Origin of the sequence: Chryseobacterium sp. 22543 (assembly GCF_052044565.1) — a bacterium.
In the GTDB taxonomy this organism is placed as follows: Bacteria; Bacteroidota; Bacteroidia; order Flavobacteriales; family Weeksellaceae; genus Chryseobacterium.
Genome location: NZ_JBQENH010000003.1, coordinates 113,407 through 129,440, shown reverse-complemented (window position 1 = coordinate 129,440; position 16,034 = coordinate 113,407). Strand labels below are relative to the sequence as shown.

15 protein-coding genes are annotated in these 16,034 nt (G+C 36.1%); 8 read left to right on the top strand and 7 right to left on the bottom strand.

Annotated features, from left to right (window positions below):
- Positions 1-156 precede the first annotated feature (156 nt).
- The 8 genes from ACTJIP_RS11355 to ACTJIP_RS11320 all read left to right on the top strand — a co-directional run bounded on the left by ACTJIP_RS11355 (position 157) and on the right by ACTJIP_RS11320 (position 7,204).
- The gene (locus ACTJIP_RS11355) at positions 157-768 is read left to right on the top strand and encodes an L-threonylcarbamoyladenylate synthase (protein WP_440704591.1); all 612 of its coding nucleotides are present in this window, start codon (positions 157-159) and stop codon (positions 766-768) included.
- A gap of 38 nt (positions 769-806) precedes the next feature.
- The gene (locus tag ACTJIP_RS11350; protein ID WP_077416770.1) at positions 807-1,508 is read left to right on the top strand and encodes a CPBP family intramembrane glutamic endopeptidase; all 702 of its coding nucleotides are present in this window, start codon (positions 807-809) and stop codon (positions 1,506-1,508) included.
- Positions 1,509-1,512: 4 nt separating this feature from the next.
- The gene (gene yaaA / locus ACTJIP_RS11345) at positions 1,513-2,271 is read left to right on the top strand and encodes a peroxide stress protein YaaA (RefSeq protein WP_180563911.1); all 759 of its coding nucleotides are present in this window, start codon (positions 1,513-1,515) and stop codon (positions 2,269-2,271) included.
- Positions 2,272-3,120 (top strand): peptide chain release factor N(5)-glutamine methyltransferase, encoded by an 849-nt coding sequence (prmC, locus tag ACTJIP_RS11340; protein ID WP_180563912.1) that lies wholly within the window; start codon positions 2,272-2,274, stop codon positions 3,118-3,120.
- Positions 3,121-3,147: 27 nt separating this feature from the next.
- Entirely contained in the window at positions 3,148-4,170 is a 1,023-nt protein-coding gene (locus ACTJIP_RS11335; RefSeq protein WP_440704590.1) for a serine hydrolase domain-containing protein, read from the top strand.
- 5 nt (positions 4,171-4,175) lie between these two features.
- Positions 4,176-4,535 carry a DUF4180 domain-containing protein gene (locus tag ACTJIP_RS11330; RefSeq protein WP_077416762.1) on the top strand — a complete coding sequence of 120 codons (360 nt, stop codon included), beginning with the start codon at positions 4,176-4,178 and terminating at the stop codon, positions 4,533-4,535.
- Positions 4,536-5,082: 547 nt separating this feature from the next.
- Complete coding sequence (locus ACTJIP_RS11325) at positions 5,083-5,655, top strand: hypothetical protein (RefSeq protein WP_077416760.1); 573 nt, start codon at positions 5,083-5,085, stop codon at positions 5,653-5,655.
- Between the two features lie 7 nt (positions 5,656-5,662).
- Positions 5,663-7,204, top strand: a complete 1,542-nt coding sequence (locus tag ACTJIP_RS11320; protein WP_428168881.1) for a lectin-like domain-containing protein — start codon at positions 5,663-5,665, stop codon at positions 7,202-7,204.
- Positions 7,205-7,223: 19 nt separating this feature from the next.
- Here ACTJIP_RS11320 and ACTJIP_RS11315 read toward each other — a convergent pair whose 3' ends face one another.
- The 7 genes from ACTJIP_RS11315 to ACTJIP_RS11285 form a co-directional block, all read right to left on the bottom strand.
- Positions 7,224-8,252 (bottom strand): NAD-dependent epimerase/dehydratase family protein, encoded by a 1,029-nt coding sequence (locus ACTJIP_RS11315; RefSeq protein ID WP_232538967.1) that lies wholly within the window; start codon positions 8,250-8,252, stop codon positions 7,224-7,226.
- Positions 8,198-8,983, bottom strand: a complete 786-nt coding sequence (locus ACTJIP_RS11310) for an SDR family NAD(P)-dependent oxidoreductase (RefSeq protein WP_180563916.1) — start codon at positions 8,981-8,983, stop codon at positions 8,198-8,200. Before ACTJIP_RS11310 ends, ACTJIP_RS11315 begins: the two co-directional genes overlap by 55 nt.
- Positions 8,984-9,142: 159 nt before the next feature.
- Positions 9,143-10,231 carry a helix-turn-helix domain-containing protein gene (locus tag ACTJIP_RS11305; protein ID WP_077416752.1) on the bottom strand — a complete coding sequence of 363 codons (1,089 nt, stop codon included), beginning with the start codon at positions 10,229-10,231 and terminating at the stop codon, positions 9,143-9,145.
- Positions 10,232-10,262: 31 nt separating this feature from the next.
- The gene (locus ACTJIP_RS11300) at positions 10,263-10,904 is read right to left on the bottom strand and encodes a rhomboid family intramembrane serine protease (RefSeq protein WP_077416750.1); all 642 of its coding nucleotides are present in this window, start codon (positions 10,902-10,904) and stop codon (positions 10,263-10,265) included.
- A gap of 41 nt (positions 10,905-10,945) precedes the next feature.
- Complete coding sequence (locus ACTJIP_RS11295) at positions 10,946-13,537, bottom strand: DNA gyrase/topoisomerase IV subunit A (RefSeq protein ID WP_077416748.1); 2,592 nt, start codon at positions 13,535-13,537, stop codon at positions 10,946-10,948.
- The gene (locus tag ACTJIP_RS11290) at positions 13,512-14,021 is read right to left on the bottom strand and encodes a hypothetical protein (RefSeq protein WP_077416746.1); all 510 of its coding nucleotides are present in this window, start codon (positions 14,019-14,021) and stop codon (positions 13,512-13,514) included. Before ACTJIP_RS11290 ends, ACTJIP_RS11295 begins: the two co-directional genes overlap by 26 nt.
- Positions 14,022-14,112: 91 nt before the next feature.
- The gene (locus ACTJIP_RS11285) at positions 14,113-16,008 is read right to left on the bottom strand and encodes a DNA topoisomerase IV subunit B (RefSeq protein WP_077418042.1); all 1,896 of its coding nucleotides are present in this window, start codon (positions 16,006-16,008) and stop codon (positions 14,113-14,115) included.
- Positions 16,009-16,034 lie beyond the last annotated feature (26 nt).

The following is a 16,034-nucleotide window of genomic DNA, read 5'->3' as shown; positions in this document are numbered from 1 at the left end:
AACCGATGACCTTCGGGTTATGAGCCCGACGAGCTACCTACTGCTCCATCCCGCGATATTGGATTGCAAAGGTACGAATATTTTTTACAAATCCTAATTTTTCTTTTAAATAAAGGACTTTTATGAAAACTATTTTATTATTTGTATCTTTGTTTTATGGCAAAAATATTAAAAATTTACCCAGACAACCCACAGGAAAATCTTGTGAATGAGGTTATTAAAACTTTAAAAAATGGCGGGCTGATTATCTATCCTTCTGATACGATATATGCTTTAGGCTGTAATATTTTTGATATAAAAGCCATGGAAAAACTGGCTCAGCTTAAAAAATTGAAGCTTGAGAAGTCGAAATTCTCGATTATCTGTAATGATCTAAGCCATCTTTCTGATTTTACAAGACCTATTGACACCTCGGTTTTCAGATTTCTGAAAAGTCATCTTCCCGGGCCGTTTACTTTTATCCTTGAAGCAAACAAAAGTTTACCTTCGGCGTATAAAGGTCATAAAACAATTGGTATCCGTGTTCCGGATCACCCGATTCCGCAACTGATTGTTGAAAAACTGGGACACCCTATTGCTTCCACTTCCATTAAAGATGATGATGAAATCATTGAATATTCTACCGATCCTGAGCTGATTGCTGAGAAATATGATCATTTGGTAGATATCGTTATTGATTCAGGATATGGAGATAATGTGGCATCCACTATTGTAGACCTTACTTCCGGAGAACCGGAGATTATCCGTCAGGGAAAAGGAATTATTTAATTCAAAATATAAAGTTCAAGGTTTAGGATTACTGGATTATGGGGTTTAATGGGAAATATTCTATAGGAATTTTACTCACTTTTGTGCTTTTGGTTGCGGCAATGCTTTATTCTTTCCCGGTTATCACTCTGATGACAGGAATAAAAGGAATTACTTCAGACAGCTTTTTTCTCAGCAGGATTGTGATCTGGATCGTTTTGATCATTGTATTTCTGTACAATATAGTCATTGAAAAAGGTTCATTTTTATTAAAAAAAGAAACTCCTTATTCTATCCTATTTTATATTAAAGCAGTTCTGAGCCTGTACTTCATCTGCATCATTGGCGGAGCATTTCTGAATGCAATAATCCTGTTTTTTATCCCCGAAAAAATAAGTGATAAGCTTCTTAACCTTGTACCCGTTTTTAAGAACAATTATTTTTTAATTATTTTCATGTGCCTTACGGCTGCTATTGTAGAAGAATTCCTGATGCGGGGTTATATACAGCCCAGAATTGAAAAAATCTATAATAATCCAACTGCTGGAGTTTTTATTTCAGCTGTTTTATTTGGAATCCTGCACAGCACTTACGGTACCATAGGTCAGGTTCTCGGACCTTTCTTTATTGGAATTGTTTTTGCCCTGTTTTATAAACGCTATTCAAATATTAAAATTCTGATCATCTGTCATTTTATGATTGACTTTATCTCTCTGATGACCCTGAATTTTATTAATATTAAACATTTATCTGTATTTTAACATTATGAAAATTATAACATCTCCTGCAAAATTAATGAACGTAGAAAACTCAACGGATCTGTTGAAATCTTCTACTCCCAGATTCATTGAAGATGCAGCATTTATACAGTCTTATTTAAAAGAAAAATCTCCGAAATATCTTTCCGAACTGATGGAAATATCACCCAAACTGGCTGATGAAAACTGGGAAAGAAATCAAAAATGGAAATCCAAACCTACTGCAAAAGAATCTGCTCCTGCCATGTTTGCTTTTACAGGAGAAGTTTATAGGGGGCTGGATGCCAAGACCCTGGATAAAAATGCGGTAGACTACCTGCAGAAAAACTACAGAATGCTTTCCGGGCTTTATGGTCTGCTGAAGCCCTCTGATAAAGTAATGCTTTACAGGCTAGAAATGGGCCGTCCTTTTGAGTTTGATCAATACAAAAACCTGTATGGATTCTGGAGAGAAAAGATTACAGAACAGCTGAATTCTGAAATGAAGAAAGGTGAAATACTTCTTCATCTTGCCAGTAATGAATATGGGAAAGTAATCGACAGAAAAAAACTGAACCATAAAGTAATCGATTTTGATTTTTATGAATTAAAAGATGGAAAACTCAAAACCATCGTTGTATATACCAAGCATGCAAGAGGTCTTGTAGTAAGATTTTGTGCTGAAACTAACGCCAAAACATTGGAAGATGTAAAAGCGTTCAACTATGAAGGGTACAGAATTGATGAAGAGAAGTCTACAGATACTAAACTGGTTTTTACAAGGTAAATGACAATTTCAACATTTAAAAAATATTTCAAAGCAGAACTTTCCGGTCTTTATACTGAATCGGAAAGTGTTTTTTTATCTTCCCTATTCATCCATCAGATCATAGGTTTCGATCATTTTCAGCAAAGAAGATTTTCTGAACAGGAACTTCTGACAGATGATGAAAAAAAACTTTGTCATCTGGTTTCAGAACTTAAAACAGGAAGACCTTACCAACAGATTCTCGGAGAAACTGAGTTTTATGGCATGAAGTTCTTTGTGGATGAAAATGTACTGATTCCCCGTCCTGAAACGGAAGAACTGCTGGAGATTGCTATCAGAGAGATTCAACGTTCAAAGTTTAACATTCAGGGATTAAAGATTTTGGATATAGGAACCGGAAGTGGAGTAATTCCTTTGGTTTTAAAGAAACATTTTCCTGAAGCTATAGTTTCATCGATAGATTTTTCTGAAAAAGCATTGAAGACCGCTCAGAGAAATGCAGATTATCATCACCTGGAAATACAATTCATTCATGCTGATTATCTCCATTTTAAACCGGTTGAAAGCTTTGATATCATTATTTCAAATCCACCGTATATAGGCATTGAAGAAGAGATTGAAATTGCAGACTCTGTGAAAGAATTTGAGCCTAAAATGGCTCTTTTCTCCCCCACTTCCGATGCTTTGATCTTTTACAAAAAAATAGCAGAAGATGCTAAAAAGCACCTGAATGAGGACGGGCTTTTGTTCTTAGAAATCAATCAGAAATTAGGTCCGGAAACTCTGGAACTCTATCAATATTTTTCTAACGCTCAATTATTGAAGGATTTATCTGAAAATGACCGGTTCATTTATGGAAGGAAATAAGTAATTTTGCTTCCAAACACCTAACCTATGAAAACTTTGATATGGCATGCCTTGGTTGGTATTTTCCTGATTCTGTCGTTAACATCCTGCAAACAGCATCCTCAGGATGTTGTGAATGAATATTATAAGAAAGGTGAATTCAACGGCTCTGTTCTGATTGTGAAAGACGGCAGGATGGTATGTGATACTGTCCTGGGTTTCCGCAATATTGAAAAAGGGCTCCGGTCTGATAAAAATACTTCTTTTTATATTGCCTCTCTCAGCAAGGCTTTTACTGCGGCAGCGATTATTATTTCAGAGCAAAAAGGTTTGTTGAAGCTGGATGATAAGGCTTCTCAGTTCATTGAACTTCCCGAATATGCTAAAGATATCACTATCAGGCAGCTTTTGCACCATACATCAGGAATCAGTGACTATGAGAATTTATTTTCGAAAAAAGGATTGACCAATACGGAAGTGATTGCCTGGCTGTTTAGTCTTAAAAATCTTGATTTCATTCCTGACAGTAAGTTTAAATACAGCAACAGCGGATATATCATTCTTTCTCAGATTATCGAAAAAGTTTCCGGGAAATCTTATGGTACTTTGATCCATGAACAGATTATCACTCCTTTGAAGATGAACAATACCTATGTGTATAAATCTTCCACAATTATCCAGAATAAAGCATCAGGATATAATCAGCAGAAGAAGCCTGATGATTATTCAATCTTAACAACTGGTGACGGCGGAATTTATTCTACTCCTGAAGATCTGTATAAATTTGATCAGGCTTTGCGAACTTATACCTTGATCAGTAAAGAAAATACAGCTCTCATGTATACTCCTGCAAAACTAGCTGGCGGCCAGATTTCAAACTACGGATTTGCCTGGTTTATAGAAGATGAAAAGGGTGGAAAAACCGCAATGCATACAGGCGGTCTGAATGGTTTCAAAGCTTTATTCTGGAGAGATCTGCAGCATAACAGCTGTATTATAGCGCTTACCAATCTGGGAGATGCATTTCCTTTGGGTAACTTTTTACATGACATCAAAAAAACAATTCAATAAAGAAGATGACTATTGAATCTCACGAAATTAATACGATAAAAATTGCAGAAGTTATTTCTGATCAAATTATCATCCAATCTGCACAGGACGGGCTAGATCTCATGGGAGATGTTTATTATCAAGGTTTTGACAAGGTCATTCTTTATGAAAAAAACATCACTCCTGAATTCTTCGATTTAAAAACAAAAATAGCCGGTGAAATTCTTCAAAAATTCTCGAACTATCGTATCGGACTGGCTATTGTAGGTGACTTCGACAAATATGATAGTAAGAGTCTGAAGGATTTCATTTTTGAAAGTAACAAAACAAGACACGTAAATTTTCTAAAATCACTGGAAAACGCATTAGATAATTTATCAAAATAAATTCTTTTTCAGCTAATTACGTACAAAAACATACTATTTAATGGATTTTTTAACAGAAGTATTTTTTTACAAAACGGCATGTTTAAAAAAATACGGTGATTGAATGTTAAAAATAATCTATTTATATTACCATATTCTCAAAAAAATTAATTCAACAAGTGATGATTTAACCAATAAACAAAGTTAAATTAAAATTAATCTCATAAAATACACATAATAAGTAGTTTATTCGTATATTTGCAAAAACACAAAGGTTATGAATTTTACTATTCTACAAGCTTATATTTTATATAATAGGGCTACTTAACTCAATTCTCTTTTCGACTCTTTCAGATAAAACATAGATTGTCTCTATGACACATGCTTGTTGTATCTGTTATTTTGGAACCTAAGGGCTCCTCATACTATCTATGAGTATAATTCATTGTTTGGATGAGTTGCAGGAGTATTTATTTCCAATATGAATCGAGCTGGTAGGAAAGTATTTTCATAAAAAACACAACACAAAAAACATACAATACACAGATAAAAAATTATTAGAGACATCATGATTAAAAAATTATTTCTACCAATCGTTTTAGTAAGTTCTTTTTCTTTTGCCCAGATAGGGATTAATACACCAACACCTGACGAAAGCTCTATTCTGGATGTTTACAGTCAAAACAAAGGAATGCTGATACCAAGACTTACTACTGCAAAAAGAGATGCTATTTCCAATCCGGCTAATTCGCTTCTTATTTATGATACTGATAAGAAATGTTTAAGCCAGAATATTGGAACACCTACCAAGCCTGATTGGCTATGTATCAGTAGTAATACTGTAAAAATGTTTTACATGCCTAGTGTTTCTTTTGACACTTCTACCAATGCTACCGGCAGAACAAAAGATTTATATACCTTGTATAAAACACAGTTCGGGTCTCCAAAAGCAAAGAGCACCAGCGCTCCTGCATCTATTCCTTTTTTTCCGTCAAGCAAAGACATTTATTATTATGTAACAGATGCTGATCCTAATGTATTCAGTAATATTTCTATTTCTGATGATGGGGTAATGACTTATGATGTAAAAGCCGCAGCCACAGACTGTTCTTTTATTAATATTGTTTTTGTTGTTAAATAACTGAGCTATGATAAAAAATACCTCAGTTTTACAATACAAAAGGCTTTTATTTATTTTTTCATTATTCATTTTCTCCCAGAATAGTAAAGCACAGAATGAACAGGGAACCGGCTATCCTTATTTTGTAAACTTCACACAGGGATTACAGCCTCAGGAAGCTTATAAAGTAGCAACCAGTGGAGTCCAGAATGATGCCACCTTTACCACAGATGGATTGCGGCTTACCCGAAGTGTGAACAATATTTCGGGAGGTGTAATACTTGCTGATAAAATATTCAAAAGTGACCAGGGAATCAAATTCGAGTTTGAATTTGCTATTTATGGCGGAAACATTAACGGAGGAGACGGTATTTCTATATTCTTAGTAGACGGATCTATTCCTAAAGAGCAGCTTAATCTTGGATACTTTGGTGGAGGATTAGGATATAGTTTTGTACGTGGAGGCGAGTCTACAGAAGGCCTTAGAGGAGCCTATCTTGGAATAGGACTGGATGAATTCGGAAATTTTAAAACAAGCTTTAACCAAGGTGAAAGAGTCAGAAATGGAATTTTCGGCGTATCATTAGCGGATGGACGAAGCAATGTTTCTTTAAGAGGTAAACGTGGAAATCAGTATCTGTCATCAGCTGAACCTGCAGGATACAATGGGTATCCATTGCTTTACAGTACAGCAACCAATGCTGCTCCTTCCAGCAGTAACAGATCTGCTTATCTTGATACTGCAACCGGAAAATATATAGGGATTAAAAATACAACTCTTCAGCAATTCAGCATTGAAAGTGGTGGAACAACCTTTCCTCTCAATGAAAATGATGCAAGATTCCGTAAAGCGTATGTCACATTAGTTCCCAATCCTGCTGGCGGTTACAATATAACCCTGGAAATACAGCACGGAACCGTGAAAGAAACAGTGATTGATAATTATTATTATCCAACTTCTCTGAAATATACGGAAACTACAATATCCAACAGTACGGTAAGAACTCTGGATACCTCAGCACCTTCAACTTTCAGAATTGGATTTGCTGCTTCTACAGGAGCTGCTAAAAATATACATTTATTGAGAAACTTAGGGGTTACCAGACCTTATGCTGCAGAAGTAACAGATGATCTGTTCGCGGGATGCCCGGGGATAAAGTCAATTTATTATCCTTTGCTGAATGATGCGGCTTATTCTTCAGCAGGTGGTCAAAACCCGCCAACACTTTCATATAATAACCTTGATTTCAATTCGTTTCGTTTTTTGGATAATAATGGAGCTCTGATTCCGAATATAACTGGTGGTGTTTATACTAACAGCCAGGGAACATGGACCTACTTCCCCACTACCGGAGCGCTTTCTTTCAAACCTGCGGTTGGGTTCACAGGAGTGGCCCAGGTACAATATGATATTAAAGGTGGTGGAAGCAATGGTACTGAAGCTCCTTATAATAAGGAAGAATACAGATCATTGCCGGCATTGGTACAGGTTAATATTTCAAATACAAATAACTGCAGCAAAGCCTGCGTTATTTCCAACAAGAATGTAACCCAGAAAATAACAAGATAATTTGATTAAAAACCAGCTTTTAAGAGCTGGTTTTTTTATTTTCAATAAAATACTGAACAGCATCTTCAATTGCTTTATCAACGGATTGATATTGAATACCTAACTCTTCTACTGATTTCTGATTAGAATAATAATTACGGATCTGCAGAGCTTTCATATTGGAGATACTGAGATTTGTTTTTATTTTTAATTTTCTCAAGCCGTCACCTATCAATCCAAGGAAACTCAAAATTCTGTTTGGAATAGCTATCATGACTGGATTCTGATCAGTAATCCGGTTTACTTTCTTAAAAAATTCCTTATAGCTCAAATTTTCATTGGCTAAGAGATATTTTTCATCAGTCTTCCCATATTGAATAGCATATAAAATTCCGTTAGCGGCATCTTCCACATGTACAAAGTTCTTCCCTCCTTTCGGATAAAAAACCAGTTTCTTTTTCCAGGTCCAAAAGATGATTTTCCCGGAACTCGGTTTGCTGTCATAGGCTCCGATCATAAAAGTTGGATTAACGATAATAACGTCTGTATTTTTATAGTTCTTTAAAAGATAATCTTCAGCTTCCAGCTTGCTTTGTGCATACAGTGAATGGGTGAAAGGGTAAAGCTGCGGCGCTTGTTCATTTCCCCGGAAAGCTGTATTTCCATACCCTAAGGTGTTTGCCGTGCTTACAAATAAAAACTTTTTTACACCTGCTAATTCCGCATGGGTAAACAGATTTACGGTCATTTCATAATTCACTTTTCTATATTCACCATAGCTGATGAGATTCTGACGTGTTTCCGCTGCAATATGAATGATACAGTCAACTTCTTTGAGTAACAATGAAAGATCAGATGAAAGATCTGCTTCCACCAACTTCAGATTCTCGTTTTCTTCGCCCAGCCAGCCGCTTTTCTTGCGCACCAGAGCAATAACAGAATAACCATTTTGTAATAATTTAATAATAACATTAGTTCCCAGAAGCCCTGTTGCTCCGGTTACACACACTTTTTTCATGCTTCGATCTCTCTTTTTATAGCCTGGGTCATCAACGGAAGTTTGATCCATATGGGTAAAATTTTCATCATCAGCCAGCTGATTGGATTTACCATAATTACGGAATCTTTTTTAAACAGCTGACGAATACAGTATGATGCTACTTTATCAGGATTCAAAAGCGTCAGTCTTCCTATGAAACCTTGTTTTTCTATTCTTTTACAGACATCCGTATTGGTTTTCATGGCACCCGGATTCACAACGCTTACAAAGACATTGGTGTCTTTCAACTCTTCATACAGCCCTCTGGAAAATGAATGGATAAAACTTTTGGAAGCAGGATATACGGTTTTAAAACCAATAGGAGAAAAGGCCGCCATACTGGAGACATTCAAAATATAGGCTTTTGGCTGTTTTAAAAGGTTGGGGAGCAACTGATGGGTAATCAGAGAGGTTGCCGTTACATTAACCTGCAGAATGGTATTGATATAATCCGGAGAGGCTTCTGTGAATTTTTTAGTACCCCCAAGTCCTGCATTGTTGATCAGGATATGAATATCAAAAGAACGGTTAAGCCATTCTGTGAGCTTCATGACATTGTTATTAACAGAAAGATCTGTTTCATAGTAATGAACTTTTACCTCATACAGCTCTTCCAGCTCATGGGAAAATTCCTTGAGATTCTGATCCGGAAGGCTTACAAGAATGACATTGATCTTTTTTCTGGCCAGATTTTCAGCAAATGATTTGCCCAGTCCCTGACTTGCTCCTGTGACTACAGCATATGACTCTTTGGTATCCATACGTTTACATTTTATGGTACAAAGCTATCGTGTAAAGAGGGTTTGAATGTTCCGGATTATCTGAACGAACTGATTTTCAATCAAGAAAGATGAAATATATAAATTACTTAAAATCAATGTTTTAAATCAACACAAAAGTAAAACTTTATAAACCTGAACTTATTTTTTGAATTCAGAAGGAGTCTGTCCCGTCACTTTTTTAAACGTGGTATTAAAAGAAGTCTTGGAATTGAATCCTGATTCGTACGCAATCCCCAGAATTGATAATTTACTATTTGATTCCTTCAGAAGTTTTTGGGCATATTCTACTCTGAATTCATTTACATATTGGAAGAAATTCTTTCCAAAACCTGTATTGATGACATAAGACAGGTGATGAGTAGAAACAGAGAGCATTTCAGCCAGCCTGATCAGGTTAAGTTCACTGTCAAGATAAGGTTTCTGTATTTCCATCAGTCTTTCAAGTGAGGTTTTAATTTTTAGTAATTCTTCATCGGAGATGAGCTTTCTCTTTATCTCTTCTGAATCGGAATCTTCATTGATAGAGATCAGTTCTTCTCTTTGCTTTTCTTCTAAAGGATAGATTTCCCTTTGTTTCAGAGAATAATATCCCACCCAGTAGATCACCAGTAAAAAGACAGTATTGATAAAAAAATTCAGTGATTTGGGGTCATAGAAGAGATTATATATCACATAGATGATATTCACAATAAGAAGTACCAGAATGATATACTCAAGCCAATTCAAATTGATTCCTTCAGTATTGGAAGAAAACTGTTGGATCTTTCGCTGGTGTTTTCTGATGGTAATATAAGAAAGTCCGGTATAGAACAGTGCCTGAATCAGGATCAAAATAACACTCAGATATTCAAACGGTGATTCATAACCGAGATTTACTAAGATAAGACATAACAGAAAGGCTGCAGGAAGTAACAGGAATTTAAAATCCTTGATTTTGAAGGTAAAAGAGGGATTGGTAAAGAACAGCACACTAAAGTAAAAAACAATGGGTGTGAAAAACTGAATACATCTGACGAAAAACAGGGAATGAAACTCAACTGTCGTACCCGTGATGAGAAACAAAACCTCATCCAGCCAGAAGGTAGACCACAGAAAAAGAAATATTCCAAACCAGAAATTGGCCTTATGGTTTACTTGTAAAGGATTGGCGAGCTTTAGCAGAGAAAGCAAAACCAATGAACCATAGATAAGTATCACGATGAAACTGTTTAACTCTGATGTGTTCATTGGTTTTGATATTTTAATTAAAAATAGCCTTTTATCCTATTCGTTTCCTTACAAAAATTTCATATCCCAGATAAATTAACGGAAGCGACATGATTCCTAAGAAAAGGATATTGCTCATGGCCAGCTGCGGATGCATTACAATAGAGTAAACGAGTCCGAAAAAAGCTCCTCCAAGGTGAGCGGCATGGCCAAGATTATCCCATTGTTTAGGATTCAGCATCATGTATACAGAATATCCGAAATATAATGTTCCAAATAACCATCCCGGTAAGAAATTGACACTGATCTCATTCGGTGCCATGGCTATGGAAGCAAAAATAATTCCCGAAACCGCTCCTGATGCTCCAATAGCAGAATACCAAGGCTGGTTTTTATAAATCTGTAAACTGAATAGATTTCCTAAAATCATTGATCCAAAATAAAGAATCAAAAATCCTGTTTCTCCAAAGAAACTAATGACTACTCCCTGGAAAAAATACAGGGAAAGCATATTAAAAAATAAGTGCATAAAGTCTGCATGCAAAAATGCAGAGCTGATCAGCCTTATATATTCTTTACGGTTTGCAATGGCTCCAACATTGAATTTATATTTTTCAAATAATGCTGTATTGTTAAATCCCATGTAACTAAAAATACATGTGGCCGCCATGATAATTAAAACAACTATATTCATCGTATGTTTCTTATGTTATAATTAAACAGACATTGTATGGTCTATTCATTTTCGCTATTCCCGTCACCCTGAAACAGATCGCCGATAATTCCTCCGTCTTCATCTGTGTCTCCTGTAGGTTCCGGCTCTTCATAAATCTCCGGTTCTTCTTCCACAGGTTCAGGAATGGTGATATTAATTGCTTTTACTTTAAACTTTGTAAATTGATTTCCGATTGCTTTTATTCCTTTTACGGCAATAAATTCATCAATGTTTATTGTTTCAGCTTCACGTTCTTTGCCTTTATCTTTCGCGAAAATAATTTCTGCAGTGACGTCATTGGCAACGATTACATTTTCAATAAATGATTTCGGGTGCTCAGACGGCATGAAGGTCTGTACGTTTACCGTATTTTCCAGTAAAAATCTCTTGATGAAGTAAATGTCTTTTTCTCCATCATAATAAATACAGGTAATAGGCTGTGCAGGTCTCCATTTTTCCAAAACCAGATATTCATCATCAAAACGGTTACCCAAATCAAAAGAAACAAGCTTTACTTCACCGTTTGTATTGATAGTCAGAATTTTGTCATCCCCTTTGAAACTTCCAAGTAATGTTCCTCTTACATCAGCGTTCAGTCTTCTTACGGTATCATCAAACCAGATTTTTCTAGGTGCCAGAGTAGAAACTCCTTCTTCCTTCATATCTACTTTCTTTACCGCATATTTTGTCACCAGGTTTCCTTTGGAATCACGTCCTTTGATGGCAAGTTCGGAGAAATTGATCTCCATTTTGTTCTTTCTGATTCTTGGATTTGGCTTTAAAAGCACTGTTACTGTTTCTGCTTCACCATTAGGATTTGCCGAAAAATACAGTGTTTCGGAACCTTTTTTATCTGAAGCTAACGGATAATCTGTATTTCTTGTCACTCCGGTTACCGAGAAACGTTTCATATAATATGGTCCTTCTCTTCCCTCCCGGTAGATCATATTATACACTGTTCTTTTATCATTTTTCTTCCAGATGGCAACGTGCAGGATATCTTTTCCAACAAACGTTTTCGCCTCTACTTTTACCACTTTCATGCTTCCGTCTTTTCTGAAAATAATGATATCATCAATGTCAGAGCAATCGAACAGATACTGGTCTTTCCTCAGGGATGTTCCGATAAAGCCTTCTTCAAAATTGGCATAGAACTTTTCATTAGCCACCGCTACTTTTGTAGCATCAATGGTATCAAAAATTCTAAGCTCTGTCTTTCTCTGTTTCTCTTTACCGTACTTTTTCTGAATATTTAAATAATAATCGATGGCATAAGCGATCAGGTTGGCCAGGTGATATTTCACCTGTTCTATTTTACCTTCCAGTGATGCAATATTTTCTTTAAATTTATCTAAATCGAATCTTGAAATTCTCTTGATTCTGATTTCAGTCAGTTTTAAGATATCCTCTTCAGTAACCGCTCTTAAAAGATGTTTGGTATGTGGTTTTAATCCGGCATCAATCGTCTTTAACACATCTTCCCAGGTTTTCACCTCTTCAATATCGTGATAGATTCTATTTTCAATAAAAATTCTTTCCAGTGAAGAGAAATGCCAGCTTTCCTGAAGTTCGTGAAGTTCAATTTCAAGTTCCTTCTTCAATAATGACACCGTATGGTCCGTATTCATTTTCAGGATATCGGAAACATTCATGAACATAGGTTTGTCACCTACAATCACACAGGCGTTCGGAGAGATTGTCACCTGACAGTCCGTGAATGCATACAGGGCATCAATTGTTTTATCCGGTGAAACATCATTATGGATATGAATCAGGATTTCTACTTTATCTGAAGTATTATCCTCAATCTTTTTAATTTTGATTTTCCCTTTCTCATTGGCCTTTAAGATAGAATCAATAAGGTCAGTTGTCGTTTTCGAGTAAGGAAGTTCGGAAATCACCAATGTATGTTTATCCGTTTGGGTAATTTTGGCTCTGGCTCTTACTTTTCCTCCTCTGTGCCCGTCATTATATTCTGAAACATCCAGATAACCGGCTGTTAAAAAGTCCGGATACAGCTCAAATCTCTTTCCTTTCAGATAAGCTACTGATGCGTTGATAAGCTCATTGAAGTTATGCGGAAGTATTTTTGTGGAAAGCCCTACTCCAATACCTTCTACTCCCTGTGCAAGAAGCAAGGGAAATTTTACCGGCAGGTCTACAGGTTCATTATTTCTTCCGTCGTAAGATTTGGTCCATTCTGTAGTTTTAGGATTAAAGACTACTTCCAGCGCAAAAGGAGTCAGCCTTGCTTCAATATATCTTGCCGCAGCCGCAGAGTCTCCTGTATAAATATTCCCCCAGTTTCCCTGAGTATCTATCAGCAGTTCTTTCTGCCCTACCTGCACCATGGCATCTGTAATGGAAGCATCTCCGTGTGGGTGGTATTTCATGGTATTTCCCACGATGTTCGCCACTTTATTGTAACGGCCGTCTTCCAGTTCCCGCATAGAGTGCATAATTCTTCGCTGAACGGGTTTTAAACCGTCATACACCGAAGGGATAGCTCTGTCCAAAATTACATAGGAAGCATAATCCAGAAACCAGTCTTTATACAGACCGGAAACCTTCTTTAAACTTTCACCCTCATGCGAATATTCTTCTGTCGTCATCTGTTTTTTTGTCTTTATTCTCTTTATTAGCTTTTACTACTTTGTTTAAAGAGAGTTTTAAATCGTTTACTTCTTTTCTGTTCAAATAAGAGATCTGATATTTCAGTATAGTAGATCCATTATTCTTACTTGAAACGGTGATGTATAATCTTTTGATAAATAAAATACTGACTACATCATATTTTATCAGCTTATATTTTGGAAATTCATCATGAAGAGGCTTGTTTAAAAAAGGAATAATATTCCTGTTTTTAAAGTTCAGAGCTTCTCCATCGCTGTCATATTCAAAAATCTGCCGTCCACAAATATAAAAGATAATCAGCATCATAATAGGAACAATAATCAGTAAATAACTTTCATCATCCAGCGCATTAAACCTATATTTATTAGCTATAAATACAATTACTCCAAGTACCATTATCATAAGAAGAAGGGTGCTTAAAAAGTTATAAACTGATGCTTTATTACGGTTACTTAGTCTCATTTGATTTTTTTTGTTGTAAGTTTCCTAATCTCTTACTTCAAAATGTGTTTTTTTTGCCCTTCTGCATTGTTCTCAAGGAGAGTTTTAATATTTAATTTTTCTGATTTTCTACTTCATCCAGAATTTCTTTTTTAGCGATATCAGTATCATCTTCCACAACAAGGTTTTCAAGAATGAAAGCTTGTCTGTCCGGAGTGTTTTTTCCCATATAAAACTCCAGAAGCTGTTCAATGGTTTGGTCTTTCCCCAATACCACAGGTTCCAATCTGATATCCTGACCTATAAAATTCTTGAATTCATCCGGAGAAATTTCTCCTAATCCCTTAAATCGTGTGATTTCAGGATTTTTCCCAAGATCATTTAATGCTTTTACTCTTTCAGCTTCTGAATAACAATATCTTGTTTCTTTCTTATTTCTTACCCTGAATAAAGGAGTCTGAAGAATATAAAGGTGTCCGTTTTTAATCAGATCCGGGAAGAACTGCAGGAAGAAAGTAATCATCAGCAAACGAATGTGCATCCCATCAACATCGGCATCGGTTGCAATAATCACCTGATTGTATCTCAGGTCTTCCAGACTTTCTTCAATATTTAAAGCAGCCTGAAGAAGGTTAAATTCTTCATTTTCGTATACCACCTTCTTGGTAAGGCCATAGCAGTTCAATGGTTTACCTTTCAGTGAGAATACAGCCTGTGTTTCCACATCTCTGGATTTTGTGATAGATCCTGATGCAGAATCTCCCTCGGTAATGAAGATCTGAGTATCACCTTTTCTTTCGGCTTTCTGATCGTTATAATGCTGTCTGCAGTCACGAAGTTTTTTGTTGTGAAGAGAAACTTTCTTAGCTCTTTCTCTAGCCAGTTTCTGAATTCCGGAAAGTTCTTTTCTTTCTCTCTCAGAAATCAATATTTTTCTTTGGATGGCTTCCGCAATTTCCGGGTTCTTATGTAAGAAATTATCCAGTTTACTTTTTAGAAAATCAATGATAAATGTTCTTACGGTAGGTCCGTTCGGCCCCATATCATTAGATCCTAATTTTGTTTTGGTCTGGGATTCAAAAACAGGTTCTTCTACATTGATGGAGATAGCGGCAATGATAGACTTTCTGATATCAGAAGCTTCAAAACTTTTATTAAAAAACTCACGGATTGTCTTCACATAAGCTTCACGGAATGCATTAAGGTGGGTACCGCCCTGCGTGGTATTCTGTCCGTTTACGAATGAGAAATAGGTTTCCATCTGAGATTTGTCAGTATGGGTGATTGCCACTTCAATATCATCATCTTTTAAATGAACAATAGGATAAAGGGTTTCACTTTCCAGTTCTTCTTCAAGGAGATCTTTAAGACCATTTTCAGAGAAATAGGTCTCTCCGTTGAAAAGAATTTTAAGCCCTGGATTCAGGTATGCATAATTTCGGAGCATTCTTTCGATATACTCTTTTCTGTATTTGAAATGCAGGAATATATCACCATCCGGAATGAAAGAAATTTCAGTACCGTTTCTGTCTGAAGTCTCTTTTTCTTCAAAGTTCTCTTTGATAAGTCCCTGGGAGAATTCTGCGGCTTTCATTTTCCCGTCACGGAAAGAACGTACTCTGAAATACTCAGAGAGCGCATTTACCGCTTTGGTACCTACCCCATTTAATCCTACAGATTTTTTAAATGCTTTACTGTCGTATTTACCTCCGGTATTCATTTTGGAAACAGCATCTACTACTTTTCCCAATGGGATTCCACGTCCAAAGTCACGAATTGTAACTTTTCCGTCATCCACTTTTATTTCGATTCTTTTACCTGATCTCATCCTGAACTCATCAATGGAGTTATCCAGGATTTCTTTAAGCAGAATATAAATACCGTCATCCGCGGAAGATCCGTCACCAAGCTTCCCAATGTACATGCCGGGACGCAGACGGATATGTTCCTGCCAATCGAGGGTTCTAATATTATCTTCTGAATAGGTTGGATTTATTTCTTGTGACATATATGATTTCAGCAAACATACAAAAG

Coding starts and splice junctions, on each gene's coding strand:
- ACTJIP_RS11355 (WP_440704591.1), top strand. CDS start 157: ATGGCAAAAATATTAAAAATTTACCCAGACAACCCACAGGAAAATCTT.
- ACTJIP_RS11350 (WP_077416770.1), top strand. CDS start 807: ATGGGGTTTAATGGGAAATATTCTATAGGAATTTTACTCACTTTTGTG.
- yaaA (WP_180563911.1), top strand. CDS start 1,513: ATGAAAATTATAACATCTCCTGCAAAATTAATGAACGTAGAAAACTCA.
- prmC (WP_180563912.1), top strand. CDS start 2,272: ATGACAATTTCAACATTTAAAAAATATTTCAAAGCAGAACTTTCCGGT.
- ACTJIP_RS11335 (WP_440704590.1), top strand. CDS start 3,148: ATGAAAACTTTGATATGGCATGCCTTGGTTGGTATTTTCCTGATTCTG.
- ACTJIP_RS11330 (WP_077416762.1), top strand. CDS start 4,176: ATGACTATTGAATCTCACGAAATTAATACGATAAAAATTGCAGAAGTT.
- ACTJIP_RS11325 (WP_077416760.1), top strand. CDS start 5,083: ATGATTAAAAAATTATTTCTACCAATCGTTTTAGTAAGTTCTTTTTCT.
- ACTJIP_RS11320 (WP_428168881.1), top strand. CDS start 5,663: ATGATAAAAAATACCTCAGTTTTACAATACAAAAGGCTTTTATTTATT.
- ACTJIP_RS11315 (WP_232538967.1), bottom strand. CDS start 8,252: ATGGATCAAACTTCCGTTGATGACCCAGGCTATAAAAAGAGAGATCGA.
- ACTJIP_RS11310 (WP_180563916.1), bottom strand. CDS start 8,983: ATGGATACCAAAGAGTCATATGCTGTAGTCACAGGAGCAAGTCAGGGA.
- ACTJIP_RS11305 (WP_077416752.1), bottom strand. CDS start 10,231: ATGAACACATCAGAGTTAAACAGTTTCATCGTGATACTTATCTATGGT.
- ACTJIP_RS11300 (WP_077416750.1), bottom strand. CDS start 10,904: ATGAATATAGTTGTTTTAATTATCATGGCGGCCACATGTATTTTTAGT.
- ACTJIP_RS11295 (WP_077416748.1), bottom strand. CDS start 13,537: ATGACGACAGAAGAATATTCGCATGAGGGTGAAAGTTTAAAGAAGGTT.
- ACTJIP_RS11290 (WP_077416746.1), bottom strand. CDS start 14,021: ATGAGACTAAGTAACCGTAATAAAGCATCAGTTTATAACTTTTTAAGC.
- ACTJIP_RS11285 (WP_077418042.1), bottom strand. CDS start 16,008: ATGTCACAAGAAATAAATCCAACCTATTCAGAAGATAATATTAGAACC.